Genomic DNA, 17,031 nt, shown 5'->3' with positions numbered 1-17,031 from the left:
TCAGAAACCGGGCTGCACGTCGTCGGCCGCCGGCGGCACCGAAGCGCCGAAGGTGACGGGGCCGGGGAGGGGCCGCTTGGCCTGGAAGCCGCTGCTGTGGGAGTGGTTCTTCAGGCCCTCAAGCACCCACGGCATGAAGTATTCACGCGCCCATTCCAGGTCCTCCGACCGGGCCTGGCGCCAGCTGCGGGCCGGCAGCGGCTTCGGGGCGAGCGGGGCAAGGGTGTGGGGCACGTTGAGCGTACGCAGCACCATGGCGGCCATCGCATGGTGCCCCAGCGCGGAAGGATGCAGCCTGTCGGGGCTCCACAGGCGCGGGTCGGCGAGCTCGGTCATGGCCCACATGTCCGCCACCAGCGCGTCATGGCGGGCGCACAGGCTGCGGACGTTTTCGTTGAAAATGGCAATCTTGGTCCGGAACTGTCCCATGATGGTGGACCGGCCGGAATCGGGGCCGACAAATACAAGGACCGTGGCGTCAATGGCACGCAATTCCATGACGGCCTTTTCCATCGCATCGGCCAGCTTGTCCGGGTCCGCCCCGGCGTGCAGCAGGTCGTTGCCGCCGCCCTGGATGGAGACAAGGTCGGGGCGGAGCGTCAGGGCCTGGGGCAGTTCCCTGTCGATGACCTGGCGCAGCAGCAGGCCCCGCACCGCCAGGTTGGCGTAGGAAAACCCGCTGGAGCCGGCACTCAGTTCCTCCGCCACCCGGTCCGCCCAGCCACGGAAGCCGTTGGGGCTGCCGGGTTCCGGATCGCCCAGCCCTTCCGTCAACGAATCACCCAAGGCCACGAAGCGGTGCCAGGGGTGCCCCTGACCGGCCCCCTGGTGGTTGCCGCCCGCGGCGCCCCGTGCAGCTGGTGATGTCTCCATGCTTCCATCCTGCCCCTTGTCCCGGCTGAACGGTACCTTCCGCCGGGACACGTGCAAAGCGGCACGAACGGGCGGACAATGGAAGAAGGCCGTTTGGTGGTGGATTGCCAGGCGGTGGAGGGAAGGCAGGTCAATGACACAGACACCAGCATTTGCCCGCGGAGCCGACGCAACCGCCGCGGCAGCCAATCCGGCCCCGTCCCGGGAACACAGTGAAACAGCCGCCGAAGGGACGGACGGCACGGACATGCCGGAAATCCGGATGCACTCCCAGGACGCCGCCGAGGGCCCGGACCAGGACGCTTAGGGGCCCTGCCGCCACACCCGGCCCCCGGCACGCGTCTCCGGCGCCGCGCCGGAGACGCCGTTCCGGCAGTGTGTTCACTTGGCGGCGAGCAGTTCCTCGAGGCGCTCAAAGCCTTCGGCCATGCCGCGCTCCATGCCGGAGGCCACCATGCCGTCGCGGTCCTCCTGTGACTGGAACGTGGTGTGGTTGCGAATCCGGGTGCGCTCCCCCAGGTCCTCAAAGACCACGCTGTCCAGGCTGACGTGGCCCGGGAATCCATCGTATTCAAAGGTCTGGACGATGCCCCGGCCGGGGTCCACATCATGGAAGACGCCGCGGAACCCGTAGCTGTTGCCGGCCGGGTCCCTGCTCGTGTAGGCCCAGGTGCCGCCGATGCGTGCGTCCCAGGAGCTGAGGTCCATGGCCAGTTCCCGCGGCCCGAGCCACTGGACCACGAGGTCCGGGTCCGTGTAGGCGCGGAACACGTCCGCGACCGCGGCGTCGACTTCGCGGACGCTGTCCACGAAGGGCACGCCGGGCTCGGCCGTGACAACGAGGGCGTTTGCAGTTGTCATTTTTCCCAACTTCTTTCACTCATGTTCGGGATGGTCGGCTGATTTGGTGGCGGCCAGGACCCGGTCCAACGCCCGGAAGCGTGCCTCCGCCGCCAGCCGGTAGCCGTCGATCCAGGAGGTCAGCTCCTCCAGGGCGGCGGGAGCCAGGTGGCACGGGCGGCGTTGTCCGTCCCGCGAACGTGTGATGAGCCCGGCCTTCTCCAGCACCTGGATGTGCTTGGAGATGGCCTGCTTGCTCACCTGGAACGGTGCGGCGAGTTCGTTCACGGTGGCCGAGCTGCGCGAGAGCCGCGCCACCAGGCTGCGGCGCACGGGGTCGGCCAGGGCCAGGAAGGCCTTGTCCAGCCGTTCGTCGTCGGATCCGGTGCCCTGCATGCGTCGACCGCCTTTAATCAACCTATTATTTTATCAACCAGTTGGTTGACCATTTAAAAGTAGATCCACGGGGCCCGCCTGTCAATAACTTTTTCCATGCCGCCGCATCCCGTCCCGGGTCCCGTTGGCCCGGTCCCGTCCCCGGTCCCGTCCCCGGTCCCGTTGGCCCGGTCCCGTCCCGGGTCCCGTTCGACCGGTCCCGTTCGACCGGACCGCTGCCGGGGCCCGCCGGGGCCCGGAACGAAAAGCCGTCTCAGCGCCCGAGCCGGCCGACCGCCGCGGTGCCGCCGACCTCGTCCGAGTGGACACTCGCGGCCGTGAAGCCGTTGCGTGCCAGAATCCGGACGGACTCCGCAGCCTGCGCCGGGCTGGTCTCCACGATCACGTGCCCGCCGGGACGCAGCCACTTCCCGGCACCAGCTGCAATGCGCCGCTGGATGTCCAGCCCGTCGGCCCCGCCGTTCAGCGCTGCATCCGGCTCAAAGAGCCGCGCTTCCTGGGGCATGAAGGCGATCTCCTGCGTGGGCACGTACGGGGCGTTGGCAACAATCACGGCAAACCGGCCCTGGAGTTCCCGGGGCAGCGGGTCGAACAGGTCCCCGCAGTGGGCGGTCCCCCCGAAGCGCGACAGGTTCCCGGAAGCGCACTCGACGGCGGCCGGGTCGATGTCCGCGGCATGGACCTCCACCCCGGGGAATTCCGAGGCCAGCGCGGTGCCGATGGCCCCGCTGCCGCAGCACAGGTCCAGCACGACGGCGCCCGTCGCGCCGGCCGCGCCGCCCGCCGCGCCGCGCAGGATCCCGGCGGCCTGCATGACCAGGAATTCGGTGCGCAGCCGCGGCACAAACACGCCCGGGACAACCCCGATCCGGAGTCCGCGGAAGGCCGCCCAGCCCACGATGTGTTCCAGCGGCCGGCCGTCCACGCGGCGCCGCACCATGGCATCAAGCCCATCGGTCCCGGCGGCCGCTTCGAGCAGGATTCCAGCCTCCTCCTCGGCGTAGACACAGCCGGCCGCACGCAACCGCGCCACGAGTGCCGCGACTTCATTTTCCGGAATCTGCTTCATATCCGTCCAACACTAGCGCGGGACGGGCTGCCCGGGGCCACGCCACGGGAGCTATTCGCGGTCCCGCCCGCCGACACCACAGCTGGGGCGGGTGCAACCGGCGCCACCCGCCGGAACTGCGCACCCGCTCCGACCCGGGACGCCCTGCGGCCACCGTTACGCTGGGTTCATGACGTACGGCGCCGTTGCCCCCAACCCTGACTTCCTGGCAGCCCTGCGCCCGGCCCTGGGCAAGGCTGCGGAGCCTGAACGGGCCGCCGGCATGGCCGCGTACATGAAGTCGGCCATGCCGTACCTGGGCGTGCGCACCCCCGAGGTCCGCAGGATCGTGCGGGCACTCGTGAAGGAGCACCCCTTGGCCGGCGCCGGACAGCTGTATGCCACGGCAGCCCGGATGTGGGGCGCCGCGGAGTTTCGGGAGGAACGCCACGCGGCCATCATGCTCACGGACTCGCGTCTGGTCCGCGGCGATCCGGGCATGCTGCCGTTTTATGCCACCGCCATTGCCGAAGGCCAGTGGTAGGACCATGTCGATTCGGTGGCGCCGCGCCTGTGCGGGCTGCTGCTGGCACACCCCGAATCCATGGACCCGCTGCTGCGCCGCTGGAGCGGGCACGGCAATTTTTGGTTCCGGCGCGCTGCCATCATCGCCCAGCTGCCGGCGAAGGCCGCCACCGACACCGGGCTCCTGCATGACGTGCTGGTGCCCAACCTGCCGGAGCGGGAATTCTTCATCCGCAAGGCGGTCGGCTGGGCGCTGCGCCAACACGCCCGCACCGATCCGGCGTGGGTGCTGGATTTCGCCGAACGCTACGCCGGGCAGCTCAGCCCGCTCTCCCGCCGCGAAGCGCTCAAGCACCTCGGCTGAGGCACCGGCACGAACAGCGGCGCAGCCGGCGGTGGCAGCAAAAAGGCCGTTATGGACGCCCGTCATGCATCAGGTCGCGCGTGGCCAGCGACGGCCGGAACAAGCGGCGTGTCTTGCGGTCTCCCAGCATGATCCACAGCGCCCCGAGCACGCTGACGCCTATGGCTGTGCTCCGCACGGCCACGACGGGGATCCACTGGAACACGCTCAGCTGGTCCGTCAGCGCGATCAGCATGAAGAACACGGACAGATAGAAAACAGTCCGCAGCACCCGGCCCTCCTTCAGGCCCGTGACGCCGAAGAAGGCCAGCAGCCACACCATGTACCAGGGCTGGATCATCGGGGCCAGCACCACCACCGCCGCAAACGCCCAGGCCATCCGGCGCAGCACCGCCTGGCTGTACCGGGAGCCGGCGGTGGGCCCGGCACCCAGGCCGGCGTCCGGCGTCGTACGCACGGGGACCAGGGCCAGCAGCACAACCACCAGGATGGACGTGCCTTGGCCAAGCGCCTGGATGACCCCGGTCACCACCCCACCGGCCCCGCCCATCCAGGTGACGACGAATCCGGCCACGTGCGAGACCAGGCCTACGGGCGCATACCAGATCCACACCGTCCCGGGGGTGTTAAGCGCCGCAAGCCAGCCGAAGCCCAGCCCGTTGACCAGGCCCATGGCGGCCATGATGGCCATGGAGATGCCCAGGGTGGCCGCCCACAGCCCGAACTTGCGCAGCCAGCCGGCCTGGGAGCCTGCCCACAGCAGGCCCGCGAACGGCAGGGCGATCAGCGTGATGGGCTTGATGGCGATGGACAGCGTCACCAGCACAATCCCCCACACCGGATGCCTGCCGGAGGCGTAATAGAGTCCGGCCACGACCAGGCCCAGCATGAGGGAGTCGTTGTGGACGCTGCCGATGAAGTTGATGAGCAGCACGGGGTTCAGCACCACCAGCCAAAGGGCCCGCTGCGGGTTGAAGCCGTGCCGGGCGGCCAGCCTGGGCACGTAGACGGCCGTCAGGACCAGGCCCAGCAGGCTCGCCAGCCGGAACGGGACGAGGGCCAGTTCCGGGCTGCCGTTGGCCAGGCCGACGGCGGCCTGCTCCAGCCACAGCCATACCGGGCCATAGGGGGTGGGCGCCTCGGTCCAGAGGGTGTCCGGGCCCAGGTTGTAGTAGTTGCTCAGCGCTGAAATGCCGTTCGTGTACGGGTTCAGGCCCTGCTGCATGAGCCGGCCCTGGCCGATGTAGGCATAGGAGTCGCGGCTGAAAAGCGGCAGCGCCAACATCATCGGGGCCGTCCACAGGGCCAGCGCCTTCACCAGCAGGGGCCGGGTGGACGGGTCCCAGCCGGCCAGGTGCTGGCGCAGCCGCAGCCAGGCCCGCAGCAGCAGCAGCGCCCCGACGCACAGCATCACCGTGCACGTGATGACGGCCGCGGGGGTGGTCCGGGCCAGGATGAACAGCGGCGTGCGGATCAGCGGGGACACGCTGGTCGCCATCCAGCCGACGCTGATGGAGCCGAGCAGCAGCAACACCGAACCGGCAAATCCCTGCCACATCGCGGACCTGCCGGTCCACCTGCGCCGCGGCTCCTTCACAGGCACCGGACTCCTCGTCGCGGGCCCGGCAACTTCCCGGCTGGTCAATTACTCTTCTCCTGAACAATCACTGGCGGGACAATCACTGGCGGGCGGCTCCCCGGAGGCGATCACCGCCCCGGCGCACCCTGGCGGGCCCATGGGCGGACCACGGGCTGCGCTAACATGATAGATGCCAAGGGCCACCTTATCTTGGCAGTCTACCGAACCACGCTTGAGAAGGACCCAACCATCTCCACGGACCCATTCTTTGCCGCGCTCTCCCGCACCCGGGACAGGATCCTGCCGGCACCGGCCCAGGCCTGGTTGAAAACGCCCCGGGGCATGTGGAGCGTCTTTGGCGCCGTCCACCTGTTCTTCCTGGTCTTCGCCGCGATCCTTTCCCTGCGCGGGGAGGCGTTCAGCGACACCTTCATCTACCGTGCCTGGGCCGCAACAGGCTTCGACGCCTCGCGCGTGACCGGGCCCAGCCCCTGGGTGTACCCCATCCTGGCGCTGCTGCCGATGGCCGCGGCCCACGTGTTCGGCAATGCACCGTTCCTGTTCCTGTGGGTGTTGATGATCAGCGCCCTGAACTTCCTGGCCGTGGCGAAGCTCACCAGCTGGGGCCGCCGGCGTGCGGCCATTCCGGCCGCCCTGTGGTGGCTGGCCTTCACGGCCCTGCTCGGCTGGCTCGGCTTTGCCCGTGTGGACGGCTTCACGGCACCGGTGGTCCTGGTTGCCCTGTCCATCGGCGCGGCCCGCCCCTTCCTCGCCTCCTTCATCCTGAGCGCAGCGACATGGATGAAGGTCTGGCCCGCCGCCGTCGTGCTGGCGCTCTTTACCGTCGTGCGGCAGCGGGTCCGGGTGGTGCTGGCCGGCGTGCTGGCCACCGTGCTGGTGGTGACCCTGGCACTGTCCATGCAGGCCCTGCCGAAGCTGCTGGACTTCCTGCTCCAGCAGGGCGACCGCGGCATGCAGCTGGAGGCCACGTTCACCACACCCTGGTTGTGGATGAGCGTGCTGGGGATCGGCGGCGCCCGCATGTACATGAACCAGTCCATCAACTCCATGCAGGTGGACGGGCCGGGCACCGAAGTGATGAGCGTGCTGATGCAGCCCCTGCTCATCGCCGCCGCCCTGCTGGTGGCCGGGCTCATCTTCTGGGCGCTGCACACCGGCAAGCGCAACGGCGGCGCGGACCGGACCGAACTGCTGCTCCTGGGCGCCATGGCCCTGGCCACCGCCTTTGTGGTATTCAACAAGGTCGGCTCGCCGCAGTTCATGGTGTGGCTCTCCCCCGCCGTGGCCGTGGGCCTGGCCTACAGCTGGCGGGCGTGGCGCGTCCCGGCCACCCTGCTGATCGCCATCGGCGCACTCACCTTTGTGGTCTATCCGCTCTTTTACGACGCCCTCTCGCACAACAACCCCGTCATGGCCGCGGTGCTGACACTGCGCAACCTCATGCTGGTGGTCCTGTTTGTGTGGAGTGTGCGCGCGCTGTTCCTGATGGGCCGCCGGCCCGCCCGTCCTGCTTCTTCCACGCACGACGCCGGAACGCCCGCCGGTGCCAAGGAGTCCTGACATTTCCACGCCACTTTTCGACCGGGTCCTGGGCCGCGCCGTGGTGGCGCGGGGCCGGTTCCTCTCCCCCGCGGTGCTGGCCTGGTTCCGCACCCCCGGCAGCGTGTGGTGGGGCTTCGCTGCCGTCCACCTGTTCTTCCTGGGCTGGATGTTCTCCTTCTTTGTGCACGGCGACACCTTCAGCGACACCGAACAGTACCGCCAGTGGGCGCTGCTGGGCTACAACCCGGCCCAGCTGCACGGCAGCATCAGCCCCTGGGTGTACCCGGTGCTGGCCCAGCTGCCGATCTTTGCGGCGAACATGTTTGGCCCGTCGCTGTACCTGCTGGGCTGGACGCTGATCATCACGGCCCTGGACGCGGTGGCGCTGGCGTTCCTGACCCGCGGCCGGCGCGCCCGCAACGGCATTGCGCCGGCCTGGTTTTGGCTGTTCTTCACGGTCTTCATGGGCTTCCTCAGCTTTGCCCGCGTGGAGGGCATCACCGCCCCGATCGTGATCGTGGCCCTGCTGTATGCGGCCGAGCGCCCCGGCGTCGCGGCCGTGCTGCTCGCGGTGGCGACGTGGGTCAAGGTCTGGCCGGCGGCCGTCGTCCTTCCCCTGCTGATCGCCAGCGCCCGGCGGGTCCGGGTGTTCGTGTGGGGCGTGGTGGTCAGCGCCTCGGTGGCCGGTGCCACCGTGGCCTCCGGGGCGGGTGCGCACCTGCTGGACTTTGCCGTCAACCAGGGCGAGCGCGGCATGCAGCTTGAGGCCACGTTTTCCACCCCGTGGGTGTGGCTGAGCGTGTTCGGCCTGGGCGGGTCGAAGATTGCGGACAATGTGGCGATCAACTCCACGGAGGTCTACGGTCCGGGCGCCCCGGTGGCGGCGCAGCTCATGCAGCCGCTGCTGATCGTTGCGGCGGCGGCCGGGGTCCTGCTCATGGTGTGGGCGCTGCGCCGCGGCGCCGAACGGGCGGAACTGCTGCTGGAGGGCTCGCTGCTGATGGTCAGTGCGTTCATCGTGTTCAACAAGGTGGGTTCGCCGCAGTTCATCGTCTGGCTGGCCCCCGTGGTGGTTGCCGGGCTGGTCCACGACTGGGACCGTTGGAAGGTGCCGGCCACGCTGCTCATGGGCATTGCGTTCACCACGTTTGTGATCTACCCGCTGTTCTACACCCCGCTGATCCACGCCAACCCGGCCATGGCCGCCGTGCTCACCATCCGCAACGTGCTGCTCGTGACGCTGCTGGTGTGGGCCGTGCGCCGGACAGCGGAACTGGGGCGGCGCGCTCCCGGGCCGCGGCGGCCCGGCCGTAGCCGCTAAGCTTCGCGGGGCGCGGCCGGGCGGTTGAACAGCAGCTTGCGTGTGTGCACGTCCACCAGCAGCAGGTACACCACCGCCGCCAGGGCCACCCAGTAGGCCAGGGCGTGGGCGGGGATGGGCAGGTCCACGAAGTTCCAGACAAACACCTGGTCCTGGGCGCCAAACACCACGAAGAAGCCCACCACCACGTAGACGGCCTTCACCTGCCAGTTGTTCCGGATGCCCGTCACCGCCAGGAACGGCAGGAACCACAGCACATACCAGGGCTGGATGATGGGCGCCAGGAGCACCACGGCGGCAAACGCCAGCCCGAGCCGGCGCACCACCTTCTGCGGGTCGCCAAAAAGCACCAGCCAGCCGGCCACGGCGATGCCGGCCAGGGTCAGCCCGGTGCGGAAGATGCCCGCGGCCAGGCCTCCGTCCAGGCCCACGGCATTGCCGGCGAGCTCCACCAGCTGGCCGCCAAAGCCCGACGGGGAATAGCCGGTGTAGCCCGGCGTGCCGTCGGTCAGCGCCCACGTCCACCCAAAGCCCAGCCCGTCCGGCAGGCCCGCCAGGAACAACAAGGCGCCGGAAATCAGCGCGGTGGCGGCCCACAGCAGGAACCTCCTGCCCCATCCGGCCTCCTTTCCCGCCCACAGCAGGCCGATGAACGGCAACAGCACGAGGGTGATGGGCTTGACGGCGATGGATGCCGTGACCAGCACGATGGCCAGCAGCGGCCTGCGTGCCGCCGCGTAGTAGACGCCCGCCACGGCCAGGCCCACCATGAGGGCGTCGTTGTGGGCGCTGGCAATGAAGGAGATCAGGAACAGCGGATTGGCCGCCGTGAGCCACAGGGCGCGCGCGCCGCCCCTGCCGAGCAGCGCCGCCAGCCGGGGCACGTAGACAACGCACAGGGCCACGCCAACGCAGGCCAGGAGCCGGAACAGCAGCACCGACAGGTCCGGCTGGGCACCCGTCAGGGCCACCACCCCCTGGGCCAGCCACAGGAACAGCGGCCCGTAGGGCGTCCGGTTTTCCGCCCAGGACGGGTCCGCGCCCAGCATGTACCAGTTGCTTAGGGCCGAAATGCCCGTGGTGTACGGATTCAGCCCCTCGGCCATGAGCCGTCCCTGCCCCGCATAGGCGTACACGTCACGCGAAAAGATGGGGACGGCGGCAAGCAGCGGGGCGCCCCACAGGACCACCGCCAGCACCACCTGCCGCAGCGCACCCGGGCCCCAGCCGGCCAGCCGCTGGCCCAGCCGCAGCCAGGAGCGCAGCAGCACCATGGCGCCGACCACCAGCAGGACGGTGGACACGACCACGCCGGCGCCTTCGGTCCGCAGGGCGATGACCAGGGGGTTGCGCACCATGGGCGAACCGTTGGCGATCCAGCCCACGCCCACGGATCCGGCCAGGACCAGCAGCGAGCCGGCCAGGCCCTGCAGCAGGGCGGTCCGTGGACGCACCCCCGCCTGCCGGATGGAACTGTCGGCGCGGTGGGAGGTTGCCATGCCAAGCCTCCGGCCATCGAAAGGTGCTGCGGGATAAGGGGTTCCGCACGCGCGCTGCGCGGGGAAGGCTTCATTTTATCAGCGCCAAATTGGCAGCAGCACCGCAAAGGCGGAGCCTGGTTGGCAGCGCCGATCCGGCCATGCCAATCCCGCCATGCCAATCCCGCCGTGCCAATCCCGCCATGCCAAGGGCGCCCGGACAGGACGCGGTACATTGGACGGGTGCCTATTACTAATGAACGCATTGTGTGGATCGACTGCGAAATGACCGGCCTGGACGCCGTCAACGACGCCCTGATCGAGGTTGCCGCGCTGGTGACCGACTCCGAGCTGAACATTCTCGGCGACGGCGTGGACGTGGTCATCAAGCCCTCCGATGAGGCCCTGGCCCAGATGGGCGACTTTGTGCGCGCCATGCACACCTCGTCGAAGCTGATTGACGAGCTGGCCGGCGGCACCACCATGGAAGACGCGCAGGCGCGGGTGCTGGCCTACATCAAGGAGCACGTCCCGGTGCCCAACAAGGCCCCTCTGGCCGGCAACTCGATCGGCACCGACAAGCTGTTCCTGGCCCGGGACATGCCCGAGCTGATGGAGCACCTGCACTACCGGGTCATCGACGTCTCCACGATCAAGGAGCTGGCGCGCCGCTGGTATGCCCGCGCCTACTTCCAGTCCCCGGCGAAGACCGGCGGCCACCGCGCACTGGGCGACATCAAGGACAGCATCAACGAGCTCAAGTACTACCGCGAGGCCGTCTTTGTGCCGGCGCCGGGCCCGGATTCGGAGACGGCGAAGAAAATTGCGGCCAGGTTCCCCGGCTAAAACCCCGTAAACGTGCGGAAGTTGTCCGCCAAAAATGGGATCTGGACCACATTTTTTCCAAATCGGCCGGTTTTGGTCATGGGCGCCCGTGGGACCGGGTAGACTAATCGTCGTTGCCCAAAGCGCGGGATGCACCCTCAGGGTGTGCCCGCTCGGCGGCTGCGCATGGTGGGATTAGCTCAGTTGGCAGAGCGCCTGGTTGTGGTCCAGGAGGTCGCGGGTTCAACCCCCGTATCTCACCCCAAGGTGTTTCGGCAGCGAAACACGGAACACCCCGGTCATCCGATCGGGGTGTTTTTCATTTCCCTACGTCCCCCGTTTCCCGTCAAGAAGGATCCGCCATGACCATCCACCCCGTCACCATCCTGGGCGAGCCCGTGCTGCACCGCCGGGCGGAGGAGGTCAAGAGCTTCGACGGCGAGCTGAAGACGCTCGTGGCCGACATGTTCGACACCATGGACGCCGCCCACGGCGTGGGCCTGGCCGCCCCGCAGATCGGCGTGGGACTGCGTGTCTTCACCTACCAGATGGAAAACGACGACGGCGTCCCGGACCGGGGCGTCCTGGTGAACCCCTCGCTCACGGTCGGGAAGATCTCCGGCAAGGCCCCGGACCCGGACGAGGAGGTGGAAGGCTGCCTGTCCGTCCCCGGCATCGACTTCCCGCTCAAGCGCGCCGAGTGGGTGCGGGTGCGCGGCTTCGATGCCGACGGCGCCCCCCTGGACTTTGAGGCGACCGGCTGGTTTGCCCGTTGCATGCAGCACGAATATGACCATCTGGACGGCAGGCTTTACGTGGACCGGCTCAATGACCGCTATGCCCGCAAGGCCAAGCGCGCCCGCAAGGAACGCGGCTGGGGGGTCCCCGGCCTGACCTGGATGCCCGGCGTGGACCCGGACCCCTTCGGCCACTGACCCGCCCCAAGCCAAAGCGGGAAGTGTCGCGTACTGCCTATTTTTACGCCGGTTCCGCTGACCCGTGACGGCCATGGAGTACGGGGCCTACAGGATTCCTTGTACGCCACATTCTTTGAACACCACACGATCCGGCCGGCCCTGCCCGGGCCCGGATCCAGGGGGAGCCATGACCGAAACAACTGCCGCCGGCGAAAGCACCCAAAAAGGTCGTGGGCCTGGCCGTGGCCGGCGCCGTGGGCGGCTTCCTGTTCGGCTTCGACTCCTCCGTGGTGAACGGCGCCGTCGACGCCATCCACGGCCAGTTCCACCTGGGTGGGGGACTCACGGGCTTCACGATCGCCGTCGCACTTCTGGGCTGCGCCGCGGGCGCCTACGTTGCCGGCAGGATCGCCGACGCGAAGGGCCGCATCCCGGCCATGAAGCTGGGCGCCCTGCTGTTTTTTGCCAGCGCCATCGGCACCGGCCTGGCGTTCAACGTGGTGGACCTGATCTTCTGGCGCCTCATCGGCGGCCTGGGGATCGGCCTCGCCTCCGTCATCGCACCGGCGTACATCTCCGAAATTTCGCCCCGCCGCCACCGCGGCCGGCTGGCGTCCCTGCAGCAGCTCGCCATCACGGTGGGAATTTTTGCCCACCTGCTCTCCGATGCCCTGTTCGCCACCCGTGCCGGCGGCGCCGTCAACGTGCTGTGGCTGGGCCTGCCGGCGTGGCGCTGGATGTTCCTGGCCGGCATCGTTCCCGCCGTCGCCTACGGCTGGATTGCCTTCGTGCTGCCCGAATCGCCGCGTTTCCTGGTCCTGCAGGGCAAGGAGGATGCGGCGAGGAAGGTCTTCCTGGACATTGCCCCCGACGAGGACGCCGGGAGGAACATCCGTGACATCGAGGACGCCGTCAAGGAGGACTCCCTCACGGCCCGCAAGGGTTCGCTGCGGGGCGGGCGCTTCGGCCTCCTGCCGGTGGGCCTGGATCGGCATCATCCTCTCGGTCCTGCAGCAGTTTGTCGGCATCAACGTCATCTTTTACTTGTGTTCGTCATCAGCTTCGGAGCGTCGTGGGGCCCGCTGGTGTGGGTGCTGCTGGGCGAGATCTTCCCCTCACGGATCCGGGTCCGCGCCCTGGGCCTGGCGGCGGCGGCCCAGTGGATCGCCAATTTCCTGATCACCCTCAGCTTCCCTGTCATGGCCTCCGCCTCCCTGCCGTTGACGTACGGCCTGTACGCGCTGTTTGCGGCGGCGTCGTTCTTCTTTGTCATGGTCAAGGTTCCCGAGACCAACGGCATGTCCCTGGAACAGGCGGACACGCTGTTTGTGACGAAGGCTGGCAGGGGGTCGGTAAACTGGCAGGATGATCCCGCACACCGCGCTGAGCACAGAACTGTCCCTGGACTACCTCGCAGTGGCGGAAGAGGACCGGGACGGCTGCCTGCAACTCCTTGACGGCGAGATCAGCCCCGCGGCCGCAGTGGTGCAGGACCACCTCTCCGCCAGCCTCGGCAGCCCGTCCGCCCCGGTGCCGGAACTGGGCACGCAGGACCTGCCCGTCACCGAGGCCGACTGGCTGGAGGGCATGCTCCGCTTTGTGCCCGCGCTGCGCACCTGGCATGCCGAACTGGACATTCCCGACGCCGTCACCCGCGACACGCTGGCCGACTTCGGGCGCAACCTGGCCATCAACCGCCGCGTCCACGGCCGCTTCGGCATGGACACGTGGCAGTGGCTCACCCACCACTTCGCCGGCCGGCTCTTTGCCCTGGGCCGGCTGCAGTTCCTGATCCACCAGCCCGCCGTCCCCGTCCCCGGCACGGCCGGCGGCGAATGGGTCCTGGGCGTCCATATCCCCGAAGATGGCGGACTCGGCACCGGCCCGGTCGCCGAAAGCCTGGCGGCCGCCCGCCCCTTCTTCGCCAGGCACTTCCCGGCGCAGCCCGTGCGGCACGCCAACTGCGAGTCCTGGCTGCTGGACCCCTACCTGTCCGAACACATCGACACATGGTCGAACATCTTCCGTTTCGCGGCCCTGTTCACCCCGTACGGCACGCCCCGCGACGAACCTTCCGACGCCGTCTACTTCACCTTCCGCACCCGCAGCATGGACATGCTCCCCACCCTTCCGCGCACCACGGCGCTGCAACGGCTGGTCCTGGACCGCATCGCCGGCGGCGGCGCCTGGCAGGTCGGCTACGGCTGCCTGCAGCTCCCGTAACCGCACCCGGGCTGCGGTAAACTTGGGATTTGGCGCCTTTGTCCGTCCCCGCGGCACCCGCCCCGCCGCCCGCACCCGCTGCGCCGGGAAGGCTGCGAACGCACCCGGGACGGACAGCGCCAAAAGTACATCCGGCATCCCCAGAAAGTAGTCTTGTGTCCTCTCCGGTCCAGTCCCCCGCCCGCGTCACGGAAATTACCGGCCAGGCGGGCCGGCGCCGCACCTTTGCGGTGATCTCGCACCCGGATGCCGGAAAGTCGACGCTGACCGAGGCCTTGGCGCTGCACGCGAAGGTCATTGGCACCGCCGGCGCCACAAACGGCAAATCCAACCGGCGCGACACCGTCTCGGACTGGCAGCAGATGGAAAAGGACCGCGGCATCTCCATCAGCTCCGCGGCCCTGCAGTTTTCCTACCGGGACACCGTCATCAACCTCCTGGACACGCCGGGCCACGCGGACTTCTCCGAGGACACCTACCGCGTGTTGGCCGCCGTCGACTGCGCCGTGATGCTCGTGGATGCGGGCAAGGGGCTGGAGACGCAGACCATGAAGCTGTTCGAGGTGTGCCGCCAGCGGAACCTGCCCATCATCACGGTCATCAACAAGTGGGACCGCCCCGGCCTGGACCCGCTGGAGCTCATGGACGAGATCACCGAACGCACCGGCCTGGCCCCCATGCCGCTGACCTGGGCCATCGGGATTGCCGGCGATTTCCGCGGCGTCTGGGACATCCAGCGCAACGAGTTTGCCAAGTTTGCCCGCAACAGCGCCGGGGCCCAGATTGCCCTGACCGAATACCTGACGCCGGAACAGGCGGCGGAGTCCGAGGGCGCTGCGTGGCAGGACTCCATCGACGAGGCCTCCCTCGTGGTGGATGCCGGCGCGCCCCTGGACCTGGAGGCGTTTTACGCCGGCCGGGCCACGCCGCTGCTGTTCTCCTCGGCGGCACTGAACTTCGGTGTCAAGCAGGTCCTGGACACGCTGGTGGACTATGCTCCCCCGGCCGCCCCGCGCCCCGACGTCACCGGCGGCACCCGGCCCGTCGAGGCCCCGTTCTCCGGCTTCGTGTTCAAGGTCCAGGCCGGCATGAACCAGGCGCACCGCGACCACGTCGCCTTCATCCGCGTCTGCTCGGGCATGTTTGAGCGCGGCATGGTGGTCACGCAGGGGCGCACCGGAAAGTCGTTCGCCACCAAGTACGCCCAGCAGGTGTTCGGCCGTGAGCGCGAGGTTATTGACACCGCGTTCCCGGGCGACGTCGTCGGGCTCGTCAACGCCTCCGCCCTGCGCGTGGGCGACAGCCTGTTCGTGGAGGAGCCGGTGGAGTACCCGGCGATCCCGCTGTTCGCGCCCGAGCACTTCCAGGTGGCCCGCTCCAAGGACCCCAGCAAGTACAAGCAGTTCCGCCGCGGCATCGAGCAACTGGAACACGAGGGCGTCATCCAGGTGCTGCGCTCGGACCTGCGCGGGGACCAGGCACCGGTGCTGGCCGCCGTCGGCCCCATGCAGTTTGAAGTGGTCGAGGACCGCATGCACCACGACTTCAATGCCCCCATGCGCCTGGAACGCCTCCCCTATTCCCTGGCCAGGCTGACGACGGCGGACGCGACGGCCGTGCTGGCAGGCATCCACGGGGCCGAGGTGCTCGAGCGCAGCGACGGGGAGTTCCTGGCGCTGTTCAACGATGTCTGGGCCATGCGCCGCGTGGAAAAGAACCACCCGGACCTGCCGCTGGCCGAGATCGGCACCAGCCGGGAGTAGCCCCGGCCGGGCCCCCTGCCCTAGTTTTCCTTCAGCACGCGGGTGAGGTCCGCGGCGGCAAAGTCACGCAGTTCGTGGAGCTGGTCAAGGCGCTTCTGGGTGATCTTGCCGGCGTTGAAATCGGCGTTGGCCTGGGCCAGCTGCCGGTTGGCCTCGTCGAGGTTCTCCTGGGCCAGCTGCATCGGGTTGCTGTATTCTGATTCGCTCATACGGGCATCATTGCACCGATTGCCACGGCGGGCCATCACCGTCCACTTTGTTTCCTGCCGCGTGTCACGGCGGGTGCGCTACGGGTGCGCCGCGTAGCCCGACGGGAGCGACGGCAGCCCGGGGCAGGCCCCCAGCACGCGCACCATGGCGGCCTTTTCCGCCGGCGTGACCCAGAGCCTGTAGGCCGCCTTGACCGAGACCAGCCGCGCCACGTACCGGCAGCGGAACGACTTGTCCGGCGGCAGCCAGGTGGCGGCGTCGCCGTCCGACTTTTCCTGGTTGGCCTCCCCGTCTGCGGCCAGCAGGTTCAGGGGGTCGTTGGCCAGGCTCTGGCGCTGGACGGGCGTGAGCTGCTGCGCACCCGTTTCCCACGCGTTGCCCAGGGCCACCACGTGGTCGATTTGCACGGCGGCGCTCGTGGCGGCGCCGCGCCGGAAGTCGACGGTCCGGCCCGTGTACGGTTCCGCGAGGGTGCCCGAGGCCACCACGCACTGGGAGCCGCTTTCAAAGGCGGCCTTGTGCAGGTCGCGGCGCAGGATGTCGTTGCGGGTGTCGCAGCCGTTGGCGTCGGCGTCCAGCCACGCCTCACCGAACTCGCTGCGCTTGTACGTAGTCTTGGCCGCGCGGCCCTTGACCGGCAGCGTGTCCAGCACGGCCAGGGCCGTGGCCGGCCCCAGCCGCAGCACCGGCCTGCCCAGGCCGGGCGGCGGGGTGCTGACCGTGGGCGGCGGTCCCGCGTCTGGCTCGAACGGCCACCGGCCGGCGGCATGGAGCCAGCCGCCTACGGCCACCGTGAGCAGCACCAGCAGCAGCGCCGCAGCCCGCAGCAGCCCGCCCTCCGTGGTCCTGCCGGGCCCGTCCCCCGGGCCGCGGCCTGCGTGCCGCACAGGCCGCGCAGGCCGGGCAGGCGGCCCGGTCCGGGCACGCCGGCGCGCCGCAACCACCAATTCATGCCGGGCCATGACCCACGCCTTCCATCGGCCCGCCGGCGCCACGTCCCTCACGGCATGGCCGTCGCGGGCATTGCCTGCTCACCGTGGTTCGAGTCTAGGCATTCGGAACCCTGACTGCCGGAAGTTATCCACACCTTCCCGTCCGTCCGGAAT

16 protein-coding genes, 1 tRNA gene and 1 pseudogene are annotated in these 17,031 nt (G+C 69.0%); 10 read left to right on the top strand and 8 right to left on the bottom strand.

Annotated elements, in window-relative coordinates:
- On the bottom strand, positions 1-873 hold the full coding sequence (locus G6035_RS15810) for an SGNH/GDSL hydrolase family protein (RefSeq protein WP_176618063.1): 873 nt from the start codon (positions 871-873) through the stop codon (positions 1-3).
- A gap of 133 nt (positions 874-1,006) precedes the next feature.
- Between G6035_RS15810 and G6035_RS15805 the strand changes: the two genes are divergently transcribed.
- Entirely contained in the window at positions 1,007-1,180 is a 174-nt protein-coding gene (locus G6035_RS15805) for a hypothetical protein (RefSeq protein WP_176618062.1), read from the top strand.
- Positions 1,181-1,254: 74 nt separating this feature from the next.
- Here the strand turns inward: G6035_RS15805 and G6035_RS15800 are convergent, their stop codons facing one another.
- The 3 genes from G6035_RS15800 to G6035_RS15790 form a co-directional block, all read right to left on the bottom strand.
- Positions 1,255-1,734 carry an SRPBCC family protein gene (locus G6035_RS15800; protein WP_176618061.1) on the bottom strand — a complete coding sequence of 160 codons (480 nt, stop codon included), beginning with the start codon at positions 1,732-1,734 and terminating at the stop codon, positions 1,255-1,257.
- A gap of 15 nt (positions 1,735-1,749) precedes the next feature.
- Positions 1,750-2,109, bottom strand: a complete 360-nt coding sequence (locus G6035_RS15795) for a helix-turn-helix transcriptional regulator (RefSeq protein WP_176618060.1) — start codon at positions 2,107-2,109, stop codon at positions 1,750-1,752.
- A 253-nt stretch (positions 2,110-2,362) separates the two neighbouring features.
- Complete coding sequence (locus G6035_RS15790) at positions 2,363-3,178, bottom strand: putative protein N(5)-glutamine methyltransferase (protein WP_176618059.1); 816 nt, start codon at positions 3,176-3,178, stop codon at positions 2,363-2,365.
- A gap of 169 nt (positions 3,179-3,347) precedes the next feature.
- On the opposite strand from G6035_RS15790, the pseudogene G6035_RS15785 reads away from it, so the two are divergent.
- Positions 3,348-4,046, top strand: a pseudogene (locus G6035_RS15785) (DNA alkylation repair protein).
- Between the two features lie 49 nt (positions 4,047-4,095).
- Here G6035_RS15785 and mptB (G6035_RS15780) read toward each other — a convergent pair.
- Complete coding sequence (gene mptB, locus G6035_RS15780) at positions 4,096-5,649, bottom strand: polyprenol phosphomannose-dependent alpha 1,6 mannosyltransferase MptB (RefSeq protein ID WP_371131037.1); 1,554 nt, start codon at positions 5,647-5,649, stop codon at positions 4,096-4,098.
- A 225-nt stretch (positions 5,650-5,874) separates the two neighbouring features.
- Here mptB (G6035_RS15780) and G6035_RS15775 point away from each other — a divergent pair, with 225 nt between their 5' ends.
- Positions 5,875-7,206: a glycosyltransferase 87 family protein gene (locus G6035_RS15775; protein ID WP_371131039.1), complete on the top strand. Its 1,332-nt coding sequence runs from the start codon at positions 5,875-5,877 to the stop codon at positions 7,204-7,206.
- A 40-nt stretch (positions 7,207-7,246) separates the two neighbouring features.
- Positions 7,247-8,509 carry a hypothetical protein gene (locus G6035_RS15770; RefSeq protein WP_371131038.1) on the top strand — a complete coding sequence of 421 codons (1,263 nt, stop codon included), beginning with the start codon at positions 7,247-7,249 and terminating at the stop codon, positions 8,507-8,509.
- Here G6035_RS15770 and mptB (G6035_RS15765) read toward each other — a convergent pair.
- The gene (gene mptB, locus G6035_RS15765) at positions 8,506-10,008 is read right to left on the bottom strand and encodes a polyprenol phosphomannose-dependent alpha 1,6 mannosyltransferase MptB (protein WP_176618057.1); all 1,503 of its coding nucleotides are present in this window, start codon (positions 10,006-10,008) and stop codon (positions 8,506-8,508) included. The two genes, G6035_RS15770 and mptB (G6035_RS15765), sit on opposite strands and share 4 nt — an antisense overlap.
- Before the next feature lie 222 nt (positions 10,009-10,230).
- On the opposite strand from mptB (G6035_RS15765), the gene orn reads away from it, so the two are divergent.
- The 6 genes from orn (at position 10,231) to G6035_RS15735 (ending at position 15,715) form a co-directional block, all read left to right on the top strand.
- Positions 10,231-10,833 carry an oligoribonuclease gene (gene orn, locus G6035_RS15760; protein WP_176618056.1) on the top strand — a complete coding sequence of 201 codons (603 nt, stop codon included), beginning with the start codon at positions 10,231-10,233 and terminating at the stop codon, positions 10,831-10,833.
- Positions 10,834-11,001: 168 nt separating this feature from the next.
- Positions 11,002-11,077: transfer RNA gene (locus G6035_RS15755), tRNA-His, on the top strand.
- A 97-nt stretch (positions 11,078-11,174) separates the two neighbouring features.
- Entirely contained in the window at positions 11,175-11,747 is a 573-nt protein-coding gene (gene def / locus G6035_RS15750) for a peptide deformylase (protein WP_176618055.1), read from the top strand.
- Between the two features lie 212 nt (positions 11,748-11,959).
- A complete protein-coding gene (locus G6035_RS15745) occupies positions 11,960-13,186 on the top strand; it encodes an MFS transporter (protein ID WP_371131036.1) in 1,227 nt (408 codons plus the stop codon).
- Entirely contained in the window at positions 13,095-13,952 is an 858-nt protein-coding gene (locus G6035_RS15740; RefSeq protein WP_176618054.1) for an acyltransferase domain-containing protein, read from the top strand. The genes G6035_RS15745 and G6035_RS15740 overlap by 92 nt, the downstream gene beginning before the upstream one ends.
- Positions 13,953-14,107: 155 nt before the next feature.
- Positions 14,108-15,715, top strand: a complete 1,608-nt coding sequence (locus tag G6035_RS15735) for a peptide chain release factor 3 (RefSeq protein WP_176618053.1) — start codon at positions 14,108-14,110, stop codon at positions 15,713-15,715.
- 20 nt (positions 15,716-15,735) lie between these two features.
- Here the strand turns inward: G6035_RS15735 and G6035_RS15730 are convergent, their stop codons facing one another.
- Together G6035_RS15730 and G6035_RS15725 are read right to left on the bottom strand one after the other, a co-directional pair.
- On the bottom strand, positions 15,736-15,924 hold the full coding sequence (locus G6035_RS15730) for a hypothetical protein (protein ID WP_176618052.1): 189 nt from the start codon (positions 15,922-15,924) through the stop codon (positions 15,736-15,738).
- A 78-nt stretch (positions 15,925-16,002) separates the two neighbouring features.
- On the bottom strand, positions 16,003-16,887 hold the full coding sequence (locus tag G6035_RS15725; protein WP_176618051.1) for an HNH endonuclease family protein: 885 nt from the start codon (positions 16,885-16,887) through the stop codon (positions 16,003-16,005).
- Positions 16,888-17,031 lie beyond the last annotated feature (144 nt).

Source organism: Arthrobacter sp. SDTb3-6 (assembly GCF_013376095.1).
Classification (GTDB): Bacteria; Actinomycetota; Actinomycetes; order Actinomycetales; family Micrococcaceae; genus Specibacter.
This window is presented reverse-complemented; position numbering and strand designations above follow the sequence as displayed.

What these genes read in the sequence shown, in the direction of transcription:
- G6035_RS15810 (WP_176618063.1), bottom strand. Translation starts at nt 873, where the DNA reads ATGGAGACATCACCAGCTGCACGGGGCGCCGCGGGCGGCAACCACCAG.
- G6035_RS15725 (WP_176618051.1), bottom strand. Translation starts at nt 16,887, where the DNA reads ATGGCCCGGCATGAATTGGTGGTTGCGGCGCGCCGGCGTGCCCGGACC.
- G6035_RS15795 (WP_176618060.1), bottom strand. Translation starts at nt 2,109, where the DNA reads ATGCAGGGCACCGGATCCGACGACGAACGGCTGGACAAGGCCTTCCTG.
- mptB (WP_176618057.1), bottom strand. Translation starts at nt 10,008, where the DNA reads ATGGCAACCTCCCACCGCGCCGACAGTTCCATCCGGCAGGCGGGGGTG.
- G6035_RS15800 (WP_176618061.1), bottom strand. Translation starts at nt 1,734, where the DNA reads ATGACAACTGCAAACGCCCTCGTTGTCACGGCCGAGCCCGGCGTGCCC.
- G6035_RS15740 (WP_176618054.1), top strand. Translation starts at nt 13,095, where the DNA reads ATGATCCCGCACACCGCGCTGAGCACAGAACTGTCCCTGGACTACCTC.
- G6035_RS15790 (WP_176618059.1), bottom strand. Translation starts at nt 3,178, where the DNA reads ATGAAGCAGATTCCGGAAAATGAAGTCGCGGCACTCGTGGCGCGGTTG.
- def (WP_176618055.1), top strand. Translation starts at nt 11,175, where the DNA reads ATGACCATCCACCCCGTCACCATCCTGGGCGAGCCCGTGCTGCACCGC.
- G6035_RS15730 (WP_176618052.1), bottom strand. Translation starts at nt 15,924, where the DNA reads ATGAGCGAATCAGAATACAGCAACCCGATGCAGCTGGCCCAGGAGAAC.
- G6035_RS15805 (WP_176618062.1), top strand. Translation starts at nt 1,007, where the DNA reads ATGACACAGACACCAGCATTTGCCCGCGGAGCCGACGCAACCGCCGCG.